22 protein-coding genes and 1 tRNA gene are annotated in these 22,428 nt (G+C 66.2%); 8 read left to right on the top strand and 15 right to left on the bottom strand.

What is annotated here, in order from left to right:
- Positions 1-4: 4 nt before the first annotated feature.
- The 5 genes from LOC56_RS14490 to LOC56_RS14470 all read right to left on the bottom strand — a co-directional run bounded on the left by LOC56_RS14490 (position 5) and on the right by LOC56_RS14470 (position 7,761).
- Complete coding sequence (locus LOC56_RS14490) at positions 5-4,900, bottom strand: ATP-dependent helicase (RefSeq protein ID WP_229952985.1); 4,896 nt, start codon at positions 4,898-4,900, stop codon at positions 5-7.
- 69 nt (positions 4,901-4,969) lie between these two features.
- On the bottom strand, positions 4,970-5,644 hold the full coding sequence (locus tag LOC56_RS14485; RefSeq protein WP_229952984.1) for a DUF4232 domain-containing protein: 675 nt from the start codon (positions 5,642-5,644) through the stop codon (positions 4,970-4,972).
- Positions 5,645-5,764: 120 nt separating this feature from the next.
- Positions 5,765-6,490 carry a YcnI family copper-binding membrane protein gene (locus tag LOC56_RS14480; protein ID WP_229952983.1) on the bottom strand — a complete coding sequence of 242 codons (726 nt, stop codon included), beginning with the start codon at positions 6,488-6,490 and terminating at the stop codon, positions 5,765-5,767.
- A gap of 66 nt (positions 6,491-6,556) precedes the next feature.
- Positions 6,557-7,171 (bottom strand): hypothetical protein, encoded by a 615-nt coding sequence (locus LOC56_RS14475; RefSeq protein ID WP_229952982.1) that lies wholly within the window; start codon positions 7,169-7,171, stop codon positions 6,557-6,559.
- A 134-nt stretch (positions 7,172-7,305) separates the two neighbouring features.
- The gene (locus LOC56_RS14470; RefSeq protein WP_229952981.1) at positions 7,306-7,761 is read right to left on the bottom strand and encodes a 23S rRNA (pseudouridine(1915)-N(3))-methyltransferase RlmH; all 456 of its coding nucleotides are present in this window, start codon (positions 7,759-7,761) and stop codon (positions 7,306-7,308) included.
- Between the two features lie 63 nt (positions 7,762-7,824).
- On the opposite strand from LOC56_RS14470, the gene LOC56_RS14465 reads away from it, so the two are divergent.
- The gene (locus LOC56_RS14465; protein WP_229952980.1) at positions 7,825-8,739 is read left to right on the top strand and encodes a patatin-like phospholipase family protein; all 915 of its coding nucleotides are present in this window, start codon (positions 7,825-7,827) and stop codon (positions 8,737-8,739) included.
- A gap of 18 nt (positions 8,740-8,757) precedes the next feature.
- On the opposite strand, the gene LOC56_RS14460 is transcribed toward LOC56_RS14465, so the two are convergent.
- The 4 genes from LOC56_RS14460 to LOC56_RS14445 all read right to left on the bottom strand — a co-directional run bounded on the left by LOC56_RS14460 (position 8,758) and on the right by LOC56_RS14445 (position 10,800).
- Positions 8,758-9,069, bottom strand: a complete 312-nt coding sequence (locus LOC56_RS14460) for a hypothetical protein (protein ID WP_229952979.1) — start codon at positions 9,067-9,069, stop codon at positions 8,758-8,760.
- A 59-nt stretch (positions 9,070-9,128) separates the two neighbouring features.
- Entirely contained in the window at positions 9,129-9,413 is a 285-nt protein-coding gene (locus tag LOC56_RS14455; protein ID WP_231703880.1) for a hypothetical protein, read from the bottom strand.
- Positions 9,414-9,488: 75 nt separating this feature from the next.
- The gene (locus tag LOC56_RS14450) at positions 9,489-10,211 is read right to left on the bottom strand and encodes a GAF domain-containing protein (protein WP_229952978.1); all 723 of its coding nucleotides are present in this window, start codon (positions 10,209-10,211) and stop codon (positions 9,489-9,491) included.
- Positions 10,212-10,491: 280 nt separating this feature from the next.
- Positions 10,492-10,800: a hypothetical protein gene (locus LOC56_RS14445; protein WP_229952977.1), complete on the bottom strand. Its 309-nt coding sequence runs from the start codon at positions 10,798-10,800 to the stop codon at positions 10,492-10,494.
- A gap of 257 nt (positions 10,801-11,057) precedes the next feature.
- Between LOC56_RS14445 and LOC56_RS14440 the strand changes: the two genes are divergently transcribed.
- Positions 11,058-11,939, top strand: coding sequence for a manganese catalase family protein (locus LOC56_RS14440; RefSeq protein WP_146364083.1), 882 nt, complete (start codon positions 11,058-11,060; stop codon positions 11,937-11,939).
- 549 nt (positions 11,940-12,488) lie between these two features.
- Here LOC56_RS14440 and LOC56_RS14435 read toward each other — a convergent pair.
- Positions 12,489-13,130, bottom strand: coding sequence for a hypothetical protein (locus LOC56_RS14435; RefSeq protein ID WP_229952976.1), 642 nt, complete (start codon positions 13,128-13,130; stop codon positions 12,489-12,491).
- Between the two features lie 85 nt (positions 13,131-13,215).
- On the opposite strand from LOC56_RS14435, the gene LOC56_RS14430 reads away from it, so the two are divergent.
- From LOC56_RS14430 to LOC56_RS14420, 3 genes are read left to right on the top strand one after another with little or no spacing between them, the layout of a single operon-like run.
- Entirely contained in the window at positions 13,216-13,950 is a 735-nt protein-coding gene (locus tag LOC56_RS14430; RefSeq protein ID WP_229952975.1) for a CDP-alcohol phosphatidyltransferase family protein, read from the top strand.
- Positions 13,947-14,681 (top strand): lysophospholipid acyltransferase family protein, encoded by a 735-nt coding sequence (locus tag LOC56_RS14425; RefSeq protein ID WP_229952974.1) that lies wholly within the window; start codon positions 13,947-13,949, stop codon positions 14,679-14,681. The genes LOC56_RS14430 and LOC56_RS14425 overlap by 4 nt, the downstream gene beginning before the upstream one ends.
- Positions 14,678-15,670: a phosphatidate cytidylyltransferase gene (locus LOC56_RS14420; RefSeq protein ID WP_229952973.1), complete on the top strand. Its 993-nt coding sequence runs from the start codon at positions 14,678-14,680 to the stop codon at positions 15,668-15,670. The genes LOC56_RS14425 and LOC56_RS14420 overlap by 4 nt, the downstream gene beginning before the upstream one ends.
- A gap of 60 nt (positions 15,671-15,730) precedes the next feature.
- Here the strand turns inward: LOC56_RS14420 and LOC56_RS14415 are convergent.
- From LOC56_RS14415 to tadA, 3 genes are all read right to left on the bottom strand, one after another.
- Positions 15,731-15,820 (bottom strand) — tRNA-Ser (locus LOC56_RS14415).
- Positions 15,821-15,895: 75 nt separating this feature from the next.
- Entirely contained in the window at positions 15,896-16,381 is a 486-nt protein-coding gene (locus LOC56_RS14410; protein WP_229952972.1) for a pyridoxamine 5'-phosphate oxidase family protein, read from the bottom strand.
- 69 nt (positions 16,382-16,450) lie between these two features.
- Positions 16,451-16,921 (bottom strand): tRNA adenosine(34) deaminase TadA, encoded by a 471-nt coding sequence (gene tadA / locus LOC56_RS14405; protein WP_229952971.1) that lies wholly within the window; start codon positions 16,919-16,921, stop codon positions 16,451-16,453.
- A 75-nt stretch (positions 16,922-16,996) separates the two neighbouring features.
- Here tadA and upp point away from each other — a divergent pair, with 75 nt between their 5' ends.
- From upp to LOC56_RS14390, 3 genes are all read left to right on the top strand, one after another.
- A complete protein-coding gene (gene upp / locus LOC56_RS14400) occupies positions 16,997-17,629 on the top strand; it encodes a uracil phosphoribosyltransferase (protein WP_229952970.1) in 633 nt (210 codons plus the stop codon).
- 553 nt (positions 17,630-18,182) lie between these two features.
- Positions 18,183-19,052, top strand: a complete 870-nt coding sequence (locus tag LOC56_RS14395; RefSeq protein WP_229952969.1) for a winged helix-turn-helix domain-containing protein — start codon at positions 18,183-18,185, stop codon at positions 19,050-19,052.
- A 70-nt stretch (positions 19,053-19,122) separates the two neighbouring features.
- Positions 19,123-19,647: a SixA phosphatase family protein gene (locus tag LOC56_RS14390; protein ID WP_229952968.1), complete on the top strand. Its 525-nt coding sequence runs from the start codon at positions 19,123-19,125 to the stop codon at positions 19,645-19,647.
- Here LOC56_RS14390 and LOC56_RS14385 read toward each other — a convergent pair.
- Together LOC56_RS14385 and LOC56_RS14380 are read right to left on the bottom strand one after the other, a co-directional pair.
- The gene (locus LOC56_RS14385) at positions 19,644-21,710 is read right to left on the bottom strand and encodes a YhgE/Pip domain-containing protein (RefSeq protein ID WP_229952967.1); all 2,067 of its coding nucleotides are present in this window, start codon (positions 21,708-21,710) and stop codon (positions 19,644-19,646) included. The genes LOC56_RS14390 and LOC56_RS14385 overlap by 4 nt on opposite strands.
- Positions 21,707-22,354, bottom strand: a complete 648-nt coding sequence (locus LOC56_RS14380; protein WP_229952966.1) for an ABC transporter ATP-binding protein — start codon at positions 22,352-22,354, stop codon at positions 21,707-21,709. The genes LOC56_RS14385 and LOC56_RS14380 overlap by 4 nt, the downstream gene beginning before the upstream one ends.
- Between the last annotated feature and the right edge of the window lie 74 nt (positions 22,355-22,428).

The following is a 22,428-nucleotide window of genomic DNA, read 5'->3' as shown; positions in this document are numbered from 1 at the left end:
CAGCTCAGACACGGTAGCGCAGTCCCTTCGGCGTGGTGTAGAAACCTGCGGCGGTCAGTGCCCGCGCAGCCTCCGTATCGAGGATATCCGTCCCGTTGACCTTCTCGATGGCCATTTTCTCCGCCGCGCCCCGTTGGATAATCCGCACCAGCGCGGCTGCGGAAAGCTCCAAGGTGGCCGGCTCCTCGGTGAAGGTCAGCAGTGTCTTGCCGCCGCGTTCGGCGTACAGCGCCAGCTCGCCGTCGACCAGGACCACCAGCGCTCCGGCTTTGCGGCCGGGCCGGTGTCCACCCTCCAGGGTGGGCCAGGGCAGGGCGGCGCCGTAGGGGTTCGCCGGATCGGTGGCGGCCAGTGCGACGGCGGACGGTTCGGGCTGCTTCAGCTGGGCGTCTTCGGAGAAGGAGCGCAGCCGGTCCACCGTGGCGGGCACGGCGAACTGGGCTGCACCGAGCTGCTCAATGAAGTAGCCGCGCCGGCACCTGCCCATTTCCTCCAGCCGGGCCAGAACCCGGTAGAGCAGGGCGAAGCCGCCCGGGGTGCCTTCGCTGGCCACGGAGCCGCGGGTGACCACACCGTAGCGGTCCAGCATCAGCTCGGCCGTGGCGTGGGCATGCAGAGTGGTGTCGGTTTCCACCTCGGGGAGCATGCTCCACCGCCCGGCGACCAGGGGCGGGGCGTTGCGGAGCGCCGGGGCGGACGCGCCGCCGCCGGCCGCCAGCCGCATGGAGCTGCCCGTCAGTGACGCCCCGGGTGCCCGTCCAAGACGTCCCATCCGGGCAGTGCGGGCACGCGGGGTGGCGGCCCGCTGCTTGTGGGCCGTTTTCCCGCCGGACAGCAGGGACCGCACCGGGGTGAAGGTGTCATTGCTGATCCGCCCTGCCCAGACGAGTTCCCAGAGGGCGGAAATGATGTTCGCATCCGTTTCGGCCATGCCGTCCGCGGCGAGACCGTCGCCGAGCTGGCGGAAGAAGTACGCGCCGCCGTTGCCCAGCAGCTCCAGCAGCCGCTGGTGCAGGCCGCCCGGCTCGAAATCAGGGGAGGGGTTGAGCGTCAGCGGTGCGTTTTCGGCCAGGTGCAGGGCAATCCAGCCGTCGTTGCCCGGCAGGGAGCCGCTGCCGGACCACACCACTTCGCCCGTGGCGGTCAGCTCATCCAGCATGGCCGGGGCGTAGTCGCGCACCCGGGAGCCCAGGATCAGCGGTTCCCAGGCCGAGGCCGGGATCGGCACGCCGGAAAGCTGGTCGATCACCGTGGCCACGCCGTCCAGCCCGCGCAATGACGATCCCACATTCTGCCAGGCCGGCAGGAACCGACCGTAGGTGGCCGGGTCCACCGGCTCCACCTCGGAACGCAGGGCCGCGAGCGAACTGCGCCGCAGCCGCCGCAGCACCTCGACGTCGCACCATTCGGTGCCGGCGGGAGAGCCGGGAACGGTGACGGTGGCCGGGGGAGTGGAATCGACGCCGGCGGCCGCGTCCAGCAGCAGCGTTTCAGCGGGGCGGAATTCACCCTCGGCGAGGCGTCCCTCGCCGGCCAGACGCTGCAGGGTGCCGGTGACGACGGCGACGCCGAGGCCCAGCCGGGCGGCGGCTTCGGCGGCGGTGAAGGGTCCGTGGGTGCGTGCATACCGGCCGACGAGGTCCCCGAGCGGATCCGCAACGGGTTCGATAAAGGCCAGCGGCACGCCCATCGGCAACGGAACTCCGAGGGCGTCCCGCAGCCGGGCGGCGTCTTCGATGGCCGCATACCGGGTGCTGCCGGCCATGCCGATTTTCAGGGCCCGGTTGGCGCGGACCAGTTGCTCCAACAGCTCTTCGGCGTCCTCCGGGGTGGCTGTGGAAGGAGCCGGTTCCACCGCAGTCCCGGTCTCGTCAACGGCAAGCTCCACCGGCTGCAGGCGGGCGGCTACCTCTGGAACGGACAACGGTCCAAGCAGCCGCAGCAGGTCCGCCACGCCTTCCAGCCCGCGGGCATGGCGGTCCGGATCCAGCCGCTGGAGTTCACTCTCGATCCGGGCGATGATCCGCGCGTCCAGCAGTTCGCGCAGTTCGGCCCGGCCCAGCAGCTCATTGAGCAGCGTGGGATCCAGGGACAGGGCGGCGGCCTTGCGCTCGGCCAGCGGCGAATCGCCCTCGTACAGGAAAGCGCCCACGTAACCGAAGAGCATGGAGCGGGCGAACGGCGACGGCGAGGGCGTGGTGGTCTCTGCGAGCCGGATCTCGCGCCGCTCAATCCCGGACGCAATGTCTTTCAACGCGGGCAGATCGTAGACATCCTGCAGGCATTCGCGCACCGTTTCCAGCAGGATCGGGAACGTCGGGTACTTTTTAGCGACATCCAGCAGCTGCGCCGACCGCTGCCGCTGCTGCCAGAGCGGGGTGCGTTTGGACGGGTTCTGCCGCGGCAGCAGCAGCGCACGCGCCGCACACTCGCGGAACCGCGAGGCGAACAGCGCCGACCCGCCCACCTCGGCGGTAACGATGGAGTCCAGTTCTTCCGGGTCGAACAGGAACAGCTCGGCGCCGGGCGGTTCGTCCTCCATCAGCGGCACGCGCAGCACAATGCCGTCATCCGATGCCATGGCCGAACCGTCCAGCCCGTAACGGGCGTGCAGCCGCGCCCCGACGGCGAGTGCCCAGGGTGCATGGACCGGCATGCCGTACGGGCTGTGCAGGACTACCCGCCAGTCGCCGAGTTCGTCGTGGAAGCGTTCCACCACCAGCGACCGATCGTTCGGCACCACATCGGTGGCCTGCTGCTGGTCGCGCAGGTACGTAATCAGGTTCCCTGCGGCCCACTCATCCAACCCGACGGCCGTCAGGCGTTCCCGGGCCGCTGCATCGTCAGCGGCCGCCATCTCGCGGACGAACGCCCCCAGCGCGCGGCCCAGTTCCACCGGCCGGCCGAGGGTATCCCCGCGCCAGAACGGCAGTTTGCCCGGCTGCCCGAAGGCAGGGGAGACCAGCACCCGGTCGTGGGTGATGTCCTCGATCCGCCAGCTCGTGGCACCCAGGGCGAAAATGTCCCCGACCCGGGACTCGTAGACCATCTCCTCATCGAGTTCACCGACCCGCCGACTGTTCTTGCCCTCGGAATCGCCCACCAGGTAGACGCCGAAGAGGCCGCGGTCCGGGATGGTGCCGCCGGAGGTGACGGCGAGGCGCTGCGCTCCGGGCCGGCCGGTAATGGTGCCTTCGGTGCGGTCCCAGACAATCCGGGGCCGCAGCTCGGCGAACTCGTCCGAGGGGTAGCGGCCGGAAAGCAGGTCGAGGGTGGCGTCGAACGCGGAGCGCGGCAGCCCGGCAAAGGGTGCGGATTGGCGGACGACGTCGAACCATTCCTCCACATCGATGGAACCCAGCGCGGCGGCGGCCACGGTCTGCTGGGCGAGGATGTCCAGCGGGTTGGCCGGAATGGCCAGGGGTTCGATCTGCCCGGCCAGCATCCGCTCGGCGGTGACCGCGGAGTTCAGCAGGTCACCGCGGTGCTTGGGGAACATCACGCCCTGGGAGATTTCACCCACCTGGTGCCCGGCCCGGCCCACCCGCTGCAGCCCGCTGGCCACCGACGGCGGCGATTCGACCTGCACCACCAGGTCCACGGCCCCCATGTCGATGCCGAGTTCCAGGGAGCTGGTGGCCACCACGCAGCGCAGCCGGCCGGATTTCAGGTCGTCTTCGATCAGGGCCCGCTGGTCCCGGGACACCGAGCCGTGGTGCGCCCGGGCCAGTACGGGGGTGTCGTCTTCGACCGCGAGGTCCTCGCGCCGCAGCATGGACACCCCGGCCTGCGCCATGATCTGGGCCGGCGGGCGGGCGGCGACGGGCACGGGTGCTGCGGTTCCGTCCGTTCCGGTGGCTGCCTGTGCAGCCTCCAGCCGGAAGGCATGGATCTCGTTCAGGCGGGCAGTGATGCGCTCGGCCAGGCGCCGGGAGTTGGCAAACACGATGGTGGATCGGTTCGCCTCGATGAGGTCGACAATCTTTTCTTCCACATGCGGCCAGATGCTTGCCTGCGGAGCGTAGCCGCCCTCCACGGTGTCCTCGGTGGTGGGAGCGTTGCCCAGATCCGTCATGTCCTCCACCGGAACGGTGACGGTGAGGTTCCAGTTCTTCCGGGACTTCGGCGCAACGATCCGCACCGGGGCATTGCCGCCGAGGAAACGCGCCACGGTTTCGTGCGGCTCCACTGTGGCGGAGAGCCCGATCCGCTGCACGGGCTTTTCCAGCATGGCATCCAGCCGGGCCAGCGTAACGGCCAGGTGGGCGCCGCGTTTGGTGCCTGCCACGGCGTGGACCTCGTCCACGATCACGGTTTCCACTTCGGCCAGGGTTTCCCGGGCCTGAGACGTGAGCATCAGGAACAGGGATTCGGGCGTGGTGATGAGGATGTCCGGCGGCCGCGTCAGCAGGGCGCGCCGCTCATTCTGCGGAGTGTCGCCGGACCGGACGCCCACGGTGATGGACGGCGCCGGCAGGCCCAGCCGTTTGGCGGTCTGGGTAATGCCGATCAACGGCGAGCGGAGGTTGCGTTCCACATCGACGCCGAGGGCCTTCAATGGGGAGATATAGAGGACCTTGGTTTTGCGTTTGGGTTCCCGGGTACGCTTTCGCCCCGCCGGTTTGGGAGCGGGTTCAGGCAGTTCCTGAAGCGGCAGTTCGGCGGGCGGCAGGCCTTCGGGGTCGGCAGCGGCGGCAGAGGCAATAAAGCTGTCCAGCGCCCAGAGGAATGCGGCCAGTGTTTTGCCCGACCCGGTGGGTGCGACCACCAGTGCATTGGCCCGCTCCGAGATCGCATCCCAAGCTCCCACCTGAGCCGGGGTGGGCGCAGTGAAGGCACCCTCGAACCATTCCCGGGTGGCGGGGGTGAACTTGGCTAGCACCGAAGATGCCGATGTCATGGCACTATTCTTCCGCACCCCGGTGACAGTTTGGCCGCTGTCACCGGGGGTTCGGCTGCAGGCCGAAAATCAGCGAGCCTGCAGGATCCCTACCTGCATCAGCTCGATATCCGCGTTGGTGCAACCCGTGGAGGAGTAGGGGACGGTCAGGGAAGCGGTGTCCTCCGGCGGATAGACCAGCAGGGACGCAGTCTCCAGCACCTGGCAGTTTCCGTACTTCTGCGCCACGGTTTCCCGCAGTTCGGCGGCCGCTGCCTGGCCTGGTGCCAACGTGACGGGAACGGCTGCCGCCGCCTCGGTCCGGGCGGCCGGTGCGCCCACCTGCTGTCCGGCGGCGTCGAGGTAGGAGACGCCCGGGTAGCCGGCCACGGTGCAGGTGCCGTCGGTGGAGATGTTGGTCAGCACCAGGACACGGGAGATGCCGTCCGCTCCGGCGCCGCCGGGAACATTCTCCACAGCGCCGGCAAGCATGTCGGCCGTGCAGGGAACGGGGCCAACGGCCGCTGATCCGCCTGTGGCTGCCGGCGACGAAGCCGGAGCCGGAGCAGGTTCGCTGGATGCTGACGGTGAGGGTGTGGTCTCACTGGCTGATGCCGACGGGGACACTGACGCGCCGCCGTCGTCCCCTGAGCCGCCGCAGCCGGCCAACGCGGAACCGGAGAGAGTCAGCAAAGCCACCAGGGCTAGCGCCTTGCGGGACGGGAAGGACTTTTTGACGGGGGAGGCAGGTGCCATGGTGATCATGCTCTCACCTTTCCTGCCGGGCGGGGGCGCGTCAATCCGCCCCGCCCGGCAGGACGGAATGACGCAAAACCGTTACGGGCGCCGGGAACAAGCTGCCGGCGCCCGCTCAGGTTCCGCGGGTCAGGCCCGGTTGCGCCCGCGGGTGCGGATCAGGGCGGTGACGCCTGCCGCAAGGCCCAGCAGTCCGGCGCCCAGGCCGACATAGCCGGCAACTTCGGCGGCCTCGACGTCGTCGTCCCGGTCATCGGCGCTTTCCGGCGTGGTGCCGTGGGCGCTGCCGTGCTCGTCGCCGGCGGCGTGATCATCGTCGTCGTCCGCTTCGGTGATGGTGACCGCAGGCGCCGGGGAGTCGAGGTCGTGGCCGGACTGGCCATCGGTCGGGATCTGGGACCAGTCCGTTTCCCCCTTTTCGCAGCTTTGCAGCACGGGGAAGGCCAGGGTGGTGTCTTCGGCGTCGGGCAGGTCAACGCCGAGCGTAATGGTGTCCCGGACGCCGTCGGGCAACGGTTCCTTGGCGGTGTAAACAATTTCGCTGGTCCGCGAGCTGACCTGTGACCCGTTGGGCAGGGTCCGCGGCTCCGCGAGCTCCTCGGTGACCTTCTTGATGTCCCAGCCGGGGTGGGCCGTGGGGGTGGCGTCCGCCAGTTCGTCCGGGAGGGTGAAGGTCAGGGCGGTGGTCGGGGAGCCTTCGCAGCCGTGCGAGAGGTCGAAGGTCAGCAGGGCGGACTCGCCCGCGCCGGTGGTGTCGGGGGTGACATGCACGTGGGCGGCTGCCGGTGCCAGGCCGAGCGCCATCAGAGCGGCGGTGCCGCCGGCGGCAAGGAGGACGGAGGAGGAGGTACGCATGGAAAAGCCTTTCGGTGGCGCATTGCCAAAAAACCGCGCTGGAGGCGGGAAGTACTGGAAAAGGAATTAGGCCAATGCGTACGACGGCGGCCCGCGCAACGGGCGCGCGGAGCAGAACCGGGCGCGCGGGGTCCCGGCGGCGGGACCGGAAATCGCCTGCGGCCGGACGGGTTGGAACCTCGTCGGGGCCGGCGGCGTGAACAGCGGCCGCAGCCAGGCCGCCGTGGCGTGCAGGGCGTCCTCGCCCCGGGCGAGCACCAGCGCGGACAGCGCCACGGCGGCGAGGTGCGCGAGGAACAGGGCGGGGCCGGCGTCGTGCTGGAGCGCGTGGAAACCGGACAGGGCAGCACCGGGCAGCGGCGCCGCCTCCGGACAGACGACGGCAACGCCGTGGTGGGTGGAAGCGCCGGGCAGGCACTGGACGCCGGAGGTCAGGAGGTCAAAGGCTTCATGGAGTCCGAGCTGCGCGGCGCCGAGGACCAGGAAGAGGCTGCCGGGCCGGAACCGGCGCCCGGCGGTGATGCTGACGCCGGCCAGGGTGAAGGCGGCCAGGGCTATGAGGAGGACCGGTTCGGGGAGTATCCCGCCGCCGGCCAGATGCGCACCGGTGGCCAGCGCGAAAATGACCGCCGTGGCGATTCCGGCGCGTAGCAGCCGGAAGGGATCGGTGCGCTGCGGCATGCTTCCCTCTCCGGTCCCGCCGGCCGCGGCACGGAGCCTGCCGGACTGCTGAAAAACTGCTCCTACTTTACCGTGCAGCCGCAGCACCGGCTGCACACCGGGTCCGAGCGGAAGTCCCGCCGTCGCCCCCTGCCTTATTCGTGGTGGTAGGGGCGTCCGCCGGCGATCTCCTGGGCCCGGTACACCTGCTCCGCGAGGATCAATCGGACCAGTTGGTGGGGGAACACCAGGGGGGAGAGGGACCAGACAAAGTCGGCACGGTCGTGGACACTCTGGTCCACGCCGTAGGCCCCGCCGATGATCAGAGTGACGTTGCGCGAGGAATCCAGCGGTCTCTGCAGGGTCTGCGCCAGCGCCGGCGAGGTGATGGCCTTGCCCCGCTCGTCCAGCAGGATCACGTAGTCGGATCCGACCTTCGCCAGCAGCCGCTCGGACTCCTCCCGGCGGGCGGCGTCGCCTTCCCGGGCCGAATGCGGAATGGGGACCCAGGTCAGGTCGAAGGGCTTCTTCAACCGCTTTTCGTACCGGCGGATCCCGTCAACAACCCAGTCCTCGTGCTTGCGGCCCACCATCAAAACTTTTAATGCCATGCAACCATTCAAGCCCGGAACCGGTGAGGTCCGGTAACCGGGCGGGCGCCGGGCTTACACTGCGTGGACAACGAAGAGCACTTCGACGGCGGCAAGCCAGGAGGTTACAACGTGTTGGAATCGCGTGCGGTGGTGTTGGGCGGCGGCGGAGTTGCCGGCATCGCCTGGGAGATCGGCCTGCTGGCGGAACTGCTGGACCAGGGCATCGACCTCAATGAGGCAGACCTCGTCGTCGGTACATCGGCCGGATCGGTGGTGGGAACCGCCCTTCGCTTCGGGCAGCTGCGGGCTGCGGCGCTCGCCCAGGAGACGGCTGAGGAAGGAGCCGGCGCCGCGGATTACCAGGAGCCGGACGCATTCGACGGCGAGCGGTTCATGAACATCATGGGCGCGGCCGGCTTTGGCGGCGGCGGGGAGAAAGCCGCCCGCGCACGCCTGGGGCAGTTGGCCCTCAAAGCGGACACGCAGCTGACCGAGGAGGCCTGGGTGAACAGCATCCGTTCACTGGTTCCTTTCCCGGCCTGGCCCGAAAAGGCGCTGGGTGTCACGGTGGTGGACGCCGAAGACGGCAGCTTCAAGGTGTTCGACGGCGATTCCGGCGTGGACCTTGGTTTGGCGGTCACCGCCAGCTGCACTGTCCCGACGGTGTGGCCGCCCGTGCACATCAACGGGAGGGTCTACATGGACGGGGGTATGCGCTCGGGTACCAATGCCGATGTCGCTGCCGGCTTTGGGAAGGTGCTGGTGGTTTCCTGCGGACTCGAGGCGCCGCAGAGCCCCTTCGGGCCCACCCTCCCTCAGGCGCTGAAAACGATCAGCAAGGACGGTAAGCCGTTGTTGATTGAAGCCGACGCACAGGCGTTGCAGGCCTTTGGCACCAACATGCTGCTCGATTCCACCCGCCGGCCCTCGGTCGCGGCGGGCCGGCGGCAGGCGAAGGAGATTGCCGACGTCGTCCGGCGCTTCTGGGAGGACTGAATCCGGGGTGGTGCCGGCTTAGCGGTTGTCGCGGTCGACGTCGGCCTCCAGATCGGAGCCAGGCTCAATCACCACGCCGTCTTCACGCTGCTCGACGCCGTCGGCCTGGGGAGCGGTGTCCCCGGCGGGGGAAGGGGTGGAGGCAGAGGCGGGGTGCGATGCGGCGGCCTCGGCTTCTTCGCGTTCCTGGATGTACTTCACGAGGAACTCCAGTTCATCGCTGTACTGCTGCAGGCGGTCGGAGCGGGACTCAGTCGCCAGGGCGAGCACAAGGTCGGTCTGCCGTGCACGCAGCTGGGCAATGGTGGGCTGTGATTCGTTGGTGTCCATGCTTCATCCTACAAAGGCTGCCCGGGCTCGTTGCCACGGCGGGCGAAGCCGGGAGGCTGCTAGTCCTCGCCGGCGTTTCTCCGGTGCCGTTGCGAGGGATCATTTTCGGCGCCCAGGCCGTTCACCTCACGTCCGTCAACTGCACGGCGTTGGGTCACCTCGGCACTGTACGGCGCACGCGGACGTGCGGGCAGTTGGTCGATGAGCTCGTTCGCGGCATGGGCGAGGATGTCCCGCTGGAAGGGAGGGAGGGACAGGGACCCGTTGATATAGGCATCGATTTCGTATTCGCCGGCTGCGCCTCCGATGCTGAAGTACTTCATCCACACTTCGGGCACTGTCAACCGGGCGTCCTCAAGCGCTTTCTTGAGCAACTGCCGTTGCTCCGGCTCAACAGCCTCGAAACCCATCGTCTGCCCCTAGTAGCGCTCTCGGTTGCTAACGCTCATTATGACTTGTTCGGAGACGCTGCGCAGGGAATGCCCGTTGCTCCGTGAGCTGATGATCAGCTCACGCATGGCCTCCTCTGTATTAAGCCTGTTCCGCTCCATGAGAATACCGCGGGCCAACGCGATGCTGTCCCGGCTGGCCATGGCGTCTTTCAGTTCCCTGCTGGCCCGGTGCGGCACTTCGGTGGACTGGACGTTCGCAAGCAGTGTCGCCGCGGGGCCGGCGAAGAGCGTCAGCAGATGCTCGCTGTGCTCGTTAAAGGCCGCGGTCTCCATGGAGTAGATCTTCATTGCACCGAGGATGTCCCTCTTGTGGAGCAACGGCACACTCAGGACCGAGCGTAACCCCAGCTCAGCCGCCGGGACGCTCCATCCCTGCCAGCGGATCTCCGCCGCGAGGTCATCCGACCGCACGGGGGCAGCACTGGCCCAGGCTTCCAGGCAAGGCCCGTCTCCCAGCCGGTACTGCAGCTCGTCGGCAGCGACCACCAGCCCGTCGGTGGACCCTGTGCTGGTCCTGCGGCCCTGCTCATCCATCAGTGAAACACCGGCCCCCACGGTGCCGGGAATGCTTTCCCGCATTGCCTCGGCAAGCAGGTCGACGGCGTGGGCCACGGTTTCCTCGGTGAGGAGCATCCCACGCATCCGGGCCATAAGAGTGGAAAGTTCGTCCAGAGGGAGATCACTGGGCACGGCTGACCTCACGGTTCCTCATGGTTTTCCGTCCAGGCGTGATGGGTCTGACCCTCCGGGCGGCCGCCCACGCCCGTCCGTCTGGCCCATTCACCGGCCAATGCGCTGTACCAGTCCAGCGCGTAGGCGGGGGGATGCTCGGAATCCAGTTGCCGATAGACACGGTCCGTCAGGCTTAGCAAAGTCCTCTGGGGCAGAGCGGCCAGCGCTCTGACATCCAAGGGATCTGCCGGCAGATCAAACAGTGACAAGGCCGAAGCGTGCTGGGTGCGGAAGAGTCTCATTGCTTCGCCCCTCCGGCGGCCGAGACCAGGGCCGGGCACTCGGGGAGAATGTCCGGACACTCGATCCTGAGGTCAATGTCCCGCCCGGCAACGTTTTCACGAAGGAGGGGAAGGGCAGCACGTTCGATGTGCTGGGCTGCGGTCAGGTCCACGGTAATCCGGTGTCCGCGCACAAGAGCGGCAGTTTTCCGGATCAGGGGTGTCAGGGAACCCCAGCTGTCGGCTGTGAGGCAGCCGGTCACTTCAAGGACGGCGGAGGAAGGGTCGACATCGAGCCGAACGAGTACACGCAGTTTATGGTCCACAGGATTCCCAAAATAGGAGTTCCGCGGCGCACTGCTGGGCCTCGGGTATTAGGCTAAACGGCGGATCCCGGTGAAGGCAAGTCGGGCAGTGCAGGCGTTTTTCGTCGAGAAGGTCCAACAGGAAAACCGTCCTGCCTCGGTCAAACTACTAAGCTTGCTTATAACTTGCCTGTTGGGATAGGTTTCACATACTGGCCCCCGGGGTCGCCATAAGAGGCGACCCAACTGATGTCGGGCCTGATATGCGGAGGTGCATAGTGTTTTTCCATAAGCAGGAACTCCAGTTCTCGGCGACACCCGATAAGCCGGATGCTGTTTTCGCCCGCAAGCTTCAGGAAGTCCTTGGCGGACAGTACGGCGAAATCACCGTAGCAATGCAGTACGGATTCCAGTCGTGGAATTCCCACCTGCCCGGTAAGTACCGCGACCTGCTCTACGGCATCGCCGCCGAAGAGATGGGCCACGTGGAAATGCTGGCCATCATGATTGCCCAGCTGCTGGAAAAGGCTCCCCTGGGTATCACCGACGACGCCGTGCAGTCGGATCCGACGATCGCAGCAGTCGTCGGCGGTATGGATGTTCAGCACGCCATTGTTGCCGGTGCCGGCGCCCGTCCGGTGGACAGCAACGGCAACCCGTGGACCGGTGGCTACGTGACTGCCAGCGGCAACCTGCTCGCCGACTTCACGTCCAACGCCAACATCGAAATGCAGGGACGCCTCGCCGTCGCCCGCCTGTACCACATGACCGATGACAAGGGCGTCCGCGATATGCTCGCGTTCCTCCTGGCCCGCGACACGATGCACCAGAACATGTGGACGGCCGCTGCCAAGGAACTGCAGGAAGAGGGCCACGAGCTGCTTCCGGTTCCGAGCAACTTCCCGATCAAGAAGGAACACCGCGAGGTTTCCTACCAGTACCTGAACTTCTCCGACGGCAAGCACGCCTCCGAGGGTTCCTGGGCTTCCGGCCCCACGCCGGACGGCAAGGGCGAGTTCAGCTACCACGAAGGCCCCACCACCACGGCTCCGATGCCGGACGTCACGCGTCCGGATGCCCGTTACTACGGCACCACCGACATCCCCAACGTCGTGGAAAAGGTTGCCGGCACGGTTCAGGACAAGCTGAACCGCGAGTAACTGCGCACCTGCGATTAAAACGAGAAATGCCCGGACGCTTTGCGTCCGGGCATTTTCTTGCTGGCTTTCAGATCGTCTGCACATGACGTCTGAAGTCTTCTCGTTTGAAGGAATAGTCTGACGGCTTCACTGCCATCGCTGATTCCGGATAACTGTTGATGAGGACAAAGAAATAAATCACTCGCCTGAGCAAGCCGACGGTGGCCCGGCCGAGAAGAATGGACAACAACCGCAGAAAAAGCGGCGTTCCGCCCGATTAATATATCCCGCCATCCTGCTGTTGCTTTTAGCGACTATGGTGGTCCCGCGGATGGCGTCCCTATATGACGAGAGCCACCATGTGCGGATTGAATGCACTGTGGATGAAGCCGCGGGATCGCAGGTATCCGGGAGCCGCAATGGCGGGGGCCGTATCAGCGTGTGTACATCACCACGCAGGAGTGCGGCGAATGGACGGGTCTGCTTGGCCTGGCATCCGAGGTCCTGTCTTTCGAGGAAATCAACGGATAGACGCGCTCGAGGAGTAGACGCAGTAACGGCTGTCCGGTCTCAGCGTTCAAAATCGCGGGACTGCTGAATATCAGGTCCCGGCAGATTGCTGGCTGACCCGCGACGAGCCTTCAGCGGAATGAATACCGCGTAGAACGCACCCCAGCAGATCCAGAACACGGTCGAGATGCTCCGTTCAGAGAGTCCAGGGAACCGGCGGCGACCCATAGCGGCAATCCCGGATACTGCCGCTGTCACCACCACGAACCGGATCATTCGGCCGGGCACGGTCCAGGCAAGAAAGGTCACGAGCGGGGTCCGCTGCAGCCCGGCTGCCCGCGCGTAGAGCTTGTACGGGATTCCGCGGGTGGGGCCCCGCAGCAAAGATGCGGCCCCGGACTCGGCGATCGCCTGCTCCACCTCGCTGATCATGGCATCCGTAACCGCCGGAACTTTCACCAACGCCTTACGCGAGGTGTTTGCGGCTATCTTGCGGCCCCACCAGTACGTCGCTGCCCCTCCGGCCATTGCGCCGCCGAGGGCTGAGAGCGTGGTGCCGAGGGCGCGTTTCGGTCGGCGCAGCCCCACCCAGGATGTCCACACATCGGGGACCACAAAGAAGAACGTTGCTTCTGCGAAGCCCCAGGCGCCGGCGATTCCGTGGTCCCGCAGGGCGTTCCTGGAGAGTGATTTGCGCCTCATGCTTACACTCTAATGAATGGTGAAGTGGAACCACGGGATTGATCGCGGGTTGCTGCCATTTCCGCCGCTCGGCTCGCATTAGCGTATGAGCTACAACAAAGGGCCAAATGAACGGACACTTTATATGAGCCACGGAACGGACAGGCGGGAAATCCCGCAGCGCAGCACCCAATGGGCGGCTAAATCTGCAGATATTCTTGCGGCGGCGAAACTCACCCCCAATCAGATTTCGGTCGGTTCAGTGGTGTTCGCCGCAGTGGGCGCCGCTGCGCTGATCTGGTCGGCACATACCGACGACGCCATAATTCGTGCTGTCCTTCTGGCCGCGGCTGCTGCCTGTATACCGCTGCGTTTGTTGTTGAACATGCTCGACGGAATGCTGGCCGTGGAAAAGGGTATGAGCTCACCGGTGGGTGATATCTACAATGAACTGCCTGATCGGATCTCCGATGTGCTGTTCCTGGGGGCGGCAGGCATCGCCACCGCCGGGCTGGTGACCGCAGACCGAGTCGATTTCGGGGTGACGCTGGGATTCCTTGCGGCGATACTCGCCGTACTCACCGCTTACATCCGCTGCCTCGGAGCAGCCCTCGGCACGGGAAACTTCTTCGACGGTCCCTTGGCCAAACCGCACCGCATGTGGTTGCTGATGATCGGGGTCCTGGTGGGCATCGCCGAACCATGGCTTCCCTGGTCGGAAGGGTGGGCACTGTTCGGCACGCTGGCGCTCATCGCGGTAGGCTCCCTGCTCACCTGTGCTCGCCGACTGCGCCGTGTCAGCGCTGCGCTGCGTGCCCGCAGCAAGGACTTGCCATCATGAACGTCGGCAGGGCCTCCCGGCGCAGCCTCGCGAAACTTATCAGCGCCTTCGCCGGTGCGCGCGTGGTGACTGCAGCCGGAGAATCCGAACTGGATCTACCGGGGCAGGCCATCTATTACGCGAACCATTCGAGCCATCTGGACTTCCTCACCATTTGGGCCGCACTGCCGCCAGAGCTTCAGCAACGCGCCCGCCCCGTGGCAGCCAAGGACTACTGGGGCTCTGGGGTGCGTAAGGCCTTTGCCGAACAGATCTTCAACGCCTATTTGGTCGAACGCCACGGCTCCAGCAGCCGCCGGCAGCGCACGTCGGACTCAGGGGTCAGCCCCAAGGGACAGGTGGAGGGCATGGCTGAGGTGCTGGCCGCCGGTGATTCGCTGATTATCTTCCCTGAAGGCACCCGCGGCGACGGCGATACGATCGCCCAGTTTCACGGCGGACTGTACAAACTGGCTCGTCTCCACCCTGAGGTACCGGTGGTCCCCGTGACGCTGGCCAACCTCGGACGGATCCTCCCCAAAGGTGAGGTGATCCCGGTGCCTCACCTCTCGACTCTCATCTTCTGCGAGCCCCTCCATCTAGATCCCGATGAGGACAGGCAGACGTTCCTGACCCGCGCCCGGGAGGTTCTCGTGGAAGCCCTCGCCAAGCATCAAGGCCCGCAATCTCCCCCTGGAGAGGACGACGGCGTCTCGGCCCCTCGCAGCCAGGACCGGCAGGACAACCCGTGAGCGGCTGGGAACTGGGTTTGTTGGACTCGTCGTCGCTGAAACTCCTCGGCGGCGTCGTCGGTGTCCTAGTTTTAGCGACCGTGGTCGCGTGGGTTCTGGGCCGCCGCTTGGGCATCACGAGCACCATCGTGAACCTGAAGCAGCGCATCAACGCCTGGTGGTTGATGGTCGCACTGATAGGCGCTGTCCTGGCAGCCGGCGAGACAGTGACCATTGTGCTGTTTCTGCTGCTGTCATTTCTGGCACTGCGCGAGTTCATCACCATCTCACCGACCGGGCGCGGAGATCACAAAGTGCTCGTGTGGCTGGTGTTCATCATCCCCGCGGTGCACTACTGGTTTGTGTGGGAGCACTGGTACGGCATGTTCAGTGTGTTCATCCCGGTGTACGCCTTCCTCTTCCTGCCTGCGCGCAATGCACTCGCCGGGCAGACCACCGGGTTCCTGCAGCGAACCGCGGCCATTCAGTGGGCGCTGATGGTATGCGTCTACGCCATCAGTTACGCCCCGGCGCTGCTGCAGCTTCCGTTTGCCATGGAGGCAGGCCGAGATGCGGCTGAAGGCTCGGCGCCTGGGACTGGTGGGGCCACCGGCGCGCATCTGCTGCTGTTCCTGCTGATCGTGGTGCAGGGCTCCGATGTGCTGCAGTACGTGTGGGGCAAGACGCTCGGGAAGCACCCGATCGCGCCGAGCGTGAGTCCCAACAAGACTTGGGAAGGGTTCATCGGGGGAGTGCTTTCGGCCACCGCCCTGGGGGCTGCCCTATGGTGGGTCACGCCGTTCACCCCGTTGATGGCCGCGCTCCTGGCATTCATCTCCTGCGTGATGGGTTTCGCCGGAGGGCTGGTGATGTCTGCCATCAAGCGGGACCGCGGCATCAAGGACTTCGGCTCCATCATCCCCGGTCACGGCGGCATCATGGACCGGCTGGACTCGCTCTGCTTTGCGGCACCGGTCTTCTTTCACGCCGTGCGATTCTTCTACACCTGATAGATGCACCACGAAGACCCTGAAAATGCAGAAAACCCCCGGTTTCCCGGGGGTTTTCAGTGGCGGTGACGGTGGGATTTGAACCCACGTTGGCTTTTACACCAAACAACATTTCGAGTGTTGCACCTTCGGCCGCTCGGACACGTCACCAACGCGTCAACCTTACCGGGTTGAAGGCCCAACTCCCAAAAGCTGCCCCGTCAAGACCTGGGGGACCAGTTGGAACTAGAGGTCGACGACGTCGTTCTTGCCGATATTGGGAGTTCCGCCGGTGGCGGCAGCTTTGCCGATCTTGAACAGGCTGACGAGCTTCGGTTCATCCGAGGCCCAGTATTCGGCGGTGTCCGAGTCCACCTTCAGCAGCGCGACAGACGGGTCTTCGCGGCCCTGCTCGAACCAGCCCTCCACCGAGGTCTTCCACAGGGAGGAAATCTTGCCCTGGTCCTTCGTCAGCGTGGCCGTACCGCTGATGGACAGGAAGCCCTCGGAATCACTGATGGCCACGTTCACGTGCGGGTTCGCACGGACCTCGTCGGCCTTGGGGGAGGGGTCCGGAGTGAAGAACCACAGGTTGCCGTCCGAATCCGCCTCCTGCAGCTGCAACGGCCGGCTGACCAGGTTTCCCTGCAGATCCACGGTGGTCACCGTGGCAATTCGAGCCTTTTCAAGAATCTTGACGACGGTGTCCCGTCCATCCTGCTCTGATCCCATAACGGAAACTCCTTAGTTGTAGCGTTCCGGGATTAGTAAGCCTACGTACAAACCGAACCGCGCGGAACGCTAGGAGTTGCGCTTTGAGCCGAAGAAGTCCCGCAGCAGGCGCGCCGATTCCTCCTCGCGCACGCCGGGAAACACCTCAACCCAGTGATTCAGGCGACGCTCACGCAGGATGTCGAACACAGAACCGGAGGCTCCGGCCTTCTCATCCCAGGCGCCGAACACCACTTTCGGCACCCGGGCCAGGACAATCGCGCCGGCGCACATGGCACACGGTTCGAGCGTCACCACCAGGGTGCAGCCTTCCAGCCGCCATTCCCCGACTGCGGCAGCCGCCTTCCGGATGGCCAGCACCTCGGCGTGGCCTGTCGGGTCCCCTGTCGCCTCACGCTCGTTGCGCCCGGTTCCCAGCACCTCGCCGTCGGGGCCCAGCACGACGGCGCCGATCGGCACATCGCCTGTCTCCAGCGCCTTGCGGGCTTCGGCCAGGGCAAGGCCCATCCAGGTTTCGTGTGTTCGGGAAAGGGACTCCATGCCTGCCATCGTCTCCCATCCGCGCGCGCACGGGCGAACGCGGAGAGAGGCAGGGGGCAATGGTAGTTTTGAAGCATGCGCGTACTTGTAGTGGATCACCCCCTCGTTGCCCACAAACTCACCGTTCTCCGCGACAAGGACACCCCGTCACCGAACTTCCGTCAGCTGACGGAAGAACTGGTCACCCTGCTGGCCTATGAAGCCACCCGAACTGTCCGCGTGGAGCCGGTTCCGATCGAGACTCCCGTCACCTCCGCCGTCGGCACGGGCCTGGTCAAGCCGACCCCGCTGGTGGTTCCCATCCTGCGCGCCGGCCTCGGCATGCTCGAAGGTATGACCCGCCTGGTCCCCACGGCCGAGGTTGGATTCCTGGGTATGGCCCGGAACGAAGAAACACTGGAAGCCATCACCTACGCCGAGCGCCTTCCGGATGACCTCACCGGCCGCCAGGTCTTCGTCCTGGACCCGATGCTGGCCACCGGCGGAACGCTGCGCGAAGCGATCAAGTTCATGTTCCAGCGCGGCGCCGCAGAGGTCATCTGCATCTGCCTGCTGGCAGCCCCGGAAGGCCTCTCGGTGCTTCAGGAGGAACTCCAGGACGCGAACGTCACCATCGTCCTGGCCTCGATCGACGAGCGCCTCGACGAGCACGCCTACATTGTTCCCGGCCTAGGCGATGCCGGCGACCGGCTTTACGGCGTCGTCTAACCACCTCGTCCGAAGGAGCGGCCTGTAAGGCCGGCTCCCCGCCAATAAAAGAGCTCTGAACTGTTGTCCACTATGTGGACAACAGCTTCCATGCTTGACGGCACCTGCTCCGTAAGCTCACTTACGGAGTGGGTGCCTTTTTTTAAACACCGTTCGATAAAGCGGAACAATGCGCGCGCAGTGGAGCGAAATAGATTTAGGTCTTATACATATTTACGCATAGCTATTCATTGTGTCTTTTTGTGAACTACGTCACAAAACGACCCATAACGTCCACTATGTGAGACAACCGACCCTTTGTTACTTGCGCGAATCCCTTTGTGACATGCAATAATCCGGAGTGTGAACACCAACACGGCAGCAGCAGTCGCAGTCTTCCCGGGCGGTCTCCGGGCCGCGAAGGAGACTGGCTGTTGTCGAATGCATACCTCTGGAACCACCCCTATCCCGAGGTAAGACTCAGGCCCAACTATGGGCACAATAGGCGCCGTCTCGACCGGGCACACCCCCAGCAATCGAGCCGTGATGACGTCAAGTCACGATGAGGTCCCACATGTCAGTAGCATCCGGTTACGTCCACATCTCCCTGCGCAATGCGCAGAACCGCGCCGGATCAGGTTCCCAGCGCCAGACCGCCGTCGGCGGTTTCCCCAGCTCCTACGGCGCGCAGCCGTTTGGGAACCAGTCCTATAGCGTCCCGGCCTCCAATAGCACCGGAGCCCGTCCGCTACGCGCCGTCCCGGGCCAGGATGCCAGCCCTATGACCGCCCCCATGCCGGTGGTCACCCCGAACGGTATTCCCGGGCCGCAGCCGGTCAGTAATGACACGGCTGCCCGTGGATTCGTTATTTATGTAGGCCTCGATGAAGAAACCGCCGCGGCCAACGGCACGTCCCTGAGCAAGCTGGCGCAGGAAATCCGGTCCTACGTACAGGCCCTGGTGCCAGGCGCCCAAAGCCATGCAGCCGTGGCGCTTGCCCCTGCCGGAGCCACCGGCTCGGATATCGACGTCGTCCGGCAGGCCCTCGGGGACCCCACGGTCCGGCGTCAGCCGGCCCCGCAGCAGGTTCCGGCACCCCCGGTTCCGGCAGCTATCCGGCCCTCCGGGGTCCTGATCGACCTGTCCCGCCGCGAGGTGCACCTCGACGGGGACACGCTGAACCTGACCTTCAAGGAATTCGAGCTCCTGAACTACCTGGTGGAGAACGCCAGCAGGACCGTTGGGCGTGAAGAGCTTTTGGCAGGCCTGTGGCGCAATGCCGAAGAGGTGCCGAACGAACGCACCATCGACGTCCACATCCGGCGGCTGCGGTCCAAGCTGGGCCGGCTGGCCAACACCGTCCGCACCGTCCGCGGGCAGGGGTACCGCTTCTACGAGCACCCCGAGGTTGTTGTCTGGGCCGCACCGGAATACAGCATCTAGCGGCCAGCCGCGGTCCCTGGACCGCAGCCGCGGACGGAGCGGGGGCTCCGTCCGCGGCTAAACTTGGCAAATGACCGGCCACCACCTCAAGAAACTCCAGCTCCTTCGCCATGCCAAGGCGGACTGGCCCCGCGACGTTGCAGACCATGAGCGCCCGCTCTCCGGGCGCGGACACCGGGACGCACCCCTGGCCGGGCAATGGATGCGCGAGCACGGCAGCATTCCCGACTTCATCCTCTGCTCGTCAGCCCTGCGCGCGCGGCAGACATGCACCTGGGTCTGCAAGGAACTCGGGGATAAGGCGCCCACTGCCAAGCTCGAAGACGGTCTCTACATGGCGACGCCGGAGCGGATCCTCAGCCTCATCAACCACGTTCCGGAAACGGTCACCAGCCTGCTGGTAATCGCCCACCTTCCCGGCGTCCAGGACCTGGCCATGCGCCTTGCCTCCGCGGACTCGGACGAAGAAGCCGTCATGGAAATGGCCACCCGCTATCCGACGTCGGGCCTCACTGTCATGGAACACCCGCTGCCGTGGGCCGAGCTGGACGGCCGCGACGCCCGCATCACCGACTTCGTGGTGCGCCGGGCCTAAATGCTGATCTCCGGCTGCAGCGTCTTCAGGGTCCACAGCCGGTGCCGTCGGGCAGCCAGCAGGGAGAGCAGCAGTCCGACGGCGGTGTACGCCAGCAGTCCGACGGCGACGGCGGTGACCTGCGAAAGTTCCCCGCCGTACAGCAGTTGCCGCAGCCCGGTTACCGTGTAGCCCATCGGCAGTATGTCGTGCGCCAGATGCAGGGGCGCCGGGATGGTCTGCCACGGGAAAGTACCGCCGGAGGAGACCAGCTGCAGCACCAGCAGCACCAGCACCACGAACTTGCCGACTGAACCCAAGAGCGCCACGATGCCCTGGATCAACGCCGAGAACGCCATGGAAGCCATTAGCAGCAGCCCCCAGGCTCTCATCGGGTGGACGGCGTCCAGTCCCAGCCCGAACCGCACCGCCGCATACAGCAGGGTCGCCTGGACCAGTGAGACGGCCAGGAACGGCAGCCAGCCGCCCAGGGCAATCTTCCAGCCCGGGGCATTGGAAGCCAAGGCCCGGCGGCTGATGGGACGCATGGCCTGCGAGAGCATGAAGATACCCACCCACATGGCCAGCGTCAGGAAATAGGGTGCCAGCCCGGCGCCGTAGCTGCCTGCCTCGGCCTGGTCCACGGTTCGGACGGTCAGCGGATCGGCGATTACCGCTGAGGCGTTGGCCCGCTCCTCATCGTTTGGGTTGGGGATTTCGCCGGCACCGTCTGTCAGCTGCCGGGCCAGCTCGGCAGACCCGTCGCGCAGCTCGCCGACCCCGTCCTGGAGGCTGCCCGCACCGGCGGCGGCGGCGTCGGCTCCTGCCGCCAGCTGCCGGGTGCCGTCCAGTGCCTGTTGTGCTCCGGTGGACAGGTCTGCCGCGCCGGAGGAAAGTTCGGCCGCTCCGGTGGACAGGTCTGCCGCGCCGGCGGAAAGGCTGGACGCGCCGTCGTTCGCAGCGCTGATGCCCGAGGTGAGCTGCGGGGCGCTGCCCGCCAGTTGGTCCGCACCCGCCGACACGGCTGCAGCTCCGTCCGAGAGTGCCTTCAATTGCTCGAGCCCGCCGCTGCCGGCCGGGGTTCCGGCCAGCTCGTGCTGCAGTGCTGCCGCCTGCTCCTGCGTCAGGACGCCCTGCTGCACCAGCCGTGTCACCGCATCGGTGACACCCTGCCGGGCGGCGTCGGTCGAAGCGGTTACGGCGGATTCCAGGCCGGCCGTCCCGGCGGCCACCTGTCGGGCGCCGTCTGCCAGCTGCTGTGTCTGCTGCGGCAGCTGTGCCGTGGCGGAGGAGAGCTGGCCCAGACCCGAGGAAAGCTCGACGGCACCTGAGGACAATTGATCCGCCCCCGCGGACAGCTCGCCGGCGCCCGTTGACAGCTGGTTGGCTCCGGCGGCCAGCTGTTCCTGCCCGGAGACCAATTCCTGCGCCCCGGAGGACAGGGTTTCCAGCCCGGTGACGAGCTCGGCGGCCCCGGAATCCGCGGACGCTGCACCCTCGGCGAGCTGCCCGGCGCCGTCGGCGGCCCGTTCCAGCTGGCCGTGCACTGTGCTGAAGCCCGTCAGCAGCCGGCTGGCGGTTTCCTCGCCGACTTCGGCCGCCACGGTGTCGTGGACGGACGAGGTCAGTTTGTCCACGATGCTGCTGAGCAGGTAGTTGTTCGCATCATTGGTGGTGACATGCAGGTTCGCCTTCCGGGCGGTGGCCGGATCCGACGCCGAGGCCAGGTTCGCGGAGAAGTCCCCGGGAATGGTCAGGGCAAATTCATACGTGCCGTCCTTCACGCCGCGCTCAGCGGCAGCGGCGCTGTCCACCAGCTCCCAGTCGAAGGTGCCGTCCTCCAGCAGGTTCCCACGGACGGTGGCGCCGACATCGAGCCGGCCGTCTGCGGTGTCGGTGCCGTCGTCGTCGACCACCAGGGCGGCCTTGACGCCGTCGAGGTTTCCGTACGGATCCCAGTTGGCGTACAGGTACACGGCGCCGTAAAGCAGGGGGACCAGGGAGAGTGCGAGGATAGCCAGCTTAGGCAGGGTGCCGCTGGTCATGCGGCGAAGTTCGCTGAGTGCCAGCCGGAACGCGGTCATGCGGGCACCTTTTCAGCGATACCGGCGGTGGCCCCCGCAGCGGCGGCGGGACCGGTCCAGTCCGGCGGGATCTGCGCCACCACCGCAACGGCCGTCACCAGGTGCGAGGGTAGGGACACGCTGCCGGTCACTGCGGGCAGCCAGGCCTCCGGATCGGCGCCGTGGCGGTCGGGGGAATCAAAGACCAGCAGCTCCACGTCGACATCAGCCAGTGCCAGCCGGGTCAGCAGATCCAGCCGTACGGCCGGCTCGAGCTCCTCAATCCACCGGGGACCCAGATTCGAGAGGCCTTCGTCGGACAGCCAGTCCGCAGCATTTCCCCGCGGCCGGTTCCGGCGGGGGATCAGCGCAAGGTCTTCGGCCACCAGGTCCCGGACGCGGAAATGCTGTTCGGGTGCGTTGACCTCCGGCGAATCGATCAGTGCCGCGTGCCGACGCAGATGCCCCGTCTGTGCGCTGTGCCCCCAGACGAGGGTGCCGGAGGTGGGCCGCATCCTGCCCGCGAGCACCAGGGCGAGGGCGGTACGGGTGGACTGGTCATCGCCGGAGACCAGGAGCAGCCCTCCGGCATTCGCCTCAAGGGAGGTCGGAGGAAGGAGGGCGCTGTGGCGCCCCCTCACATAGAGGGTTTCCGCACTGAGCATGGTCTTCGCCTTGGGTCCTTAGGGTCGCTGTGCGCCTGGCACGCATGGCTGGCGCATCTGCAAACCTACGGGAA

Source organism: Arthrobacter sp. zg-Y179, from assembly GCF_020907345.1.
In the GTDB taxonomy this organism is placed as follows: Bacteria; Actinomycetota; Actinomycetes; order Actinomycetales; family Micrococcaceae; genus Arthrobacter_B; species Arthrobacter_B jinronghuae.
The sequence above is the reverse complement of the archived record's forward strand: the minus strand, read 5'-3'. Positions and strand labels throughout refer to the sequence as shown.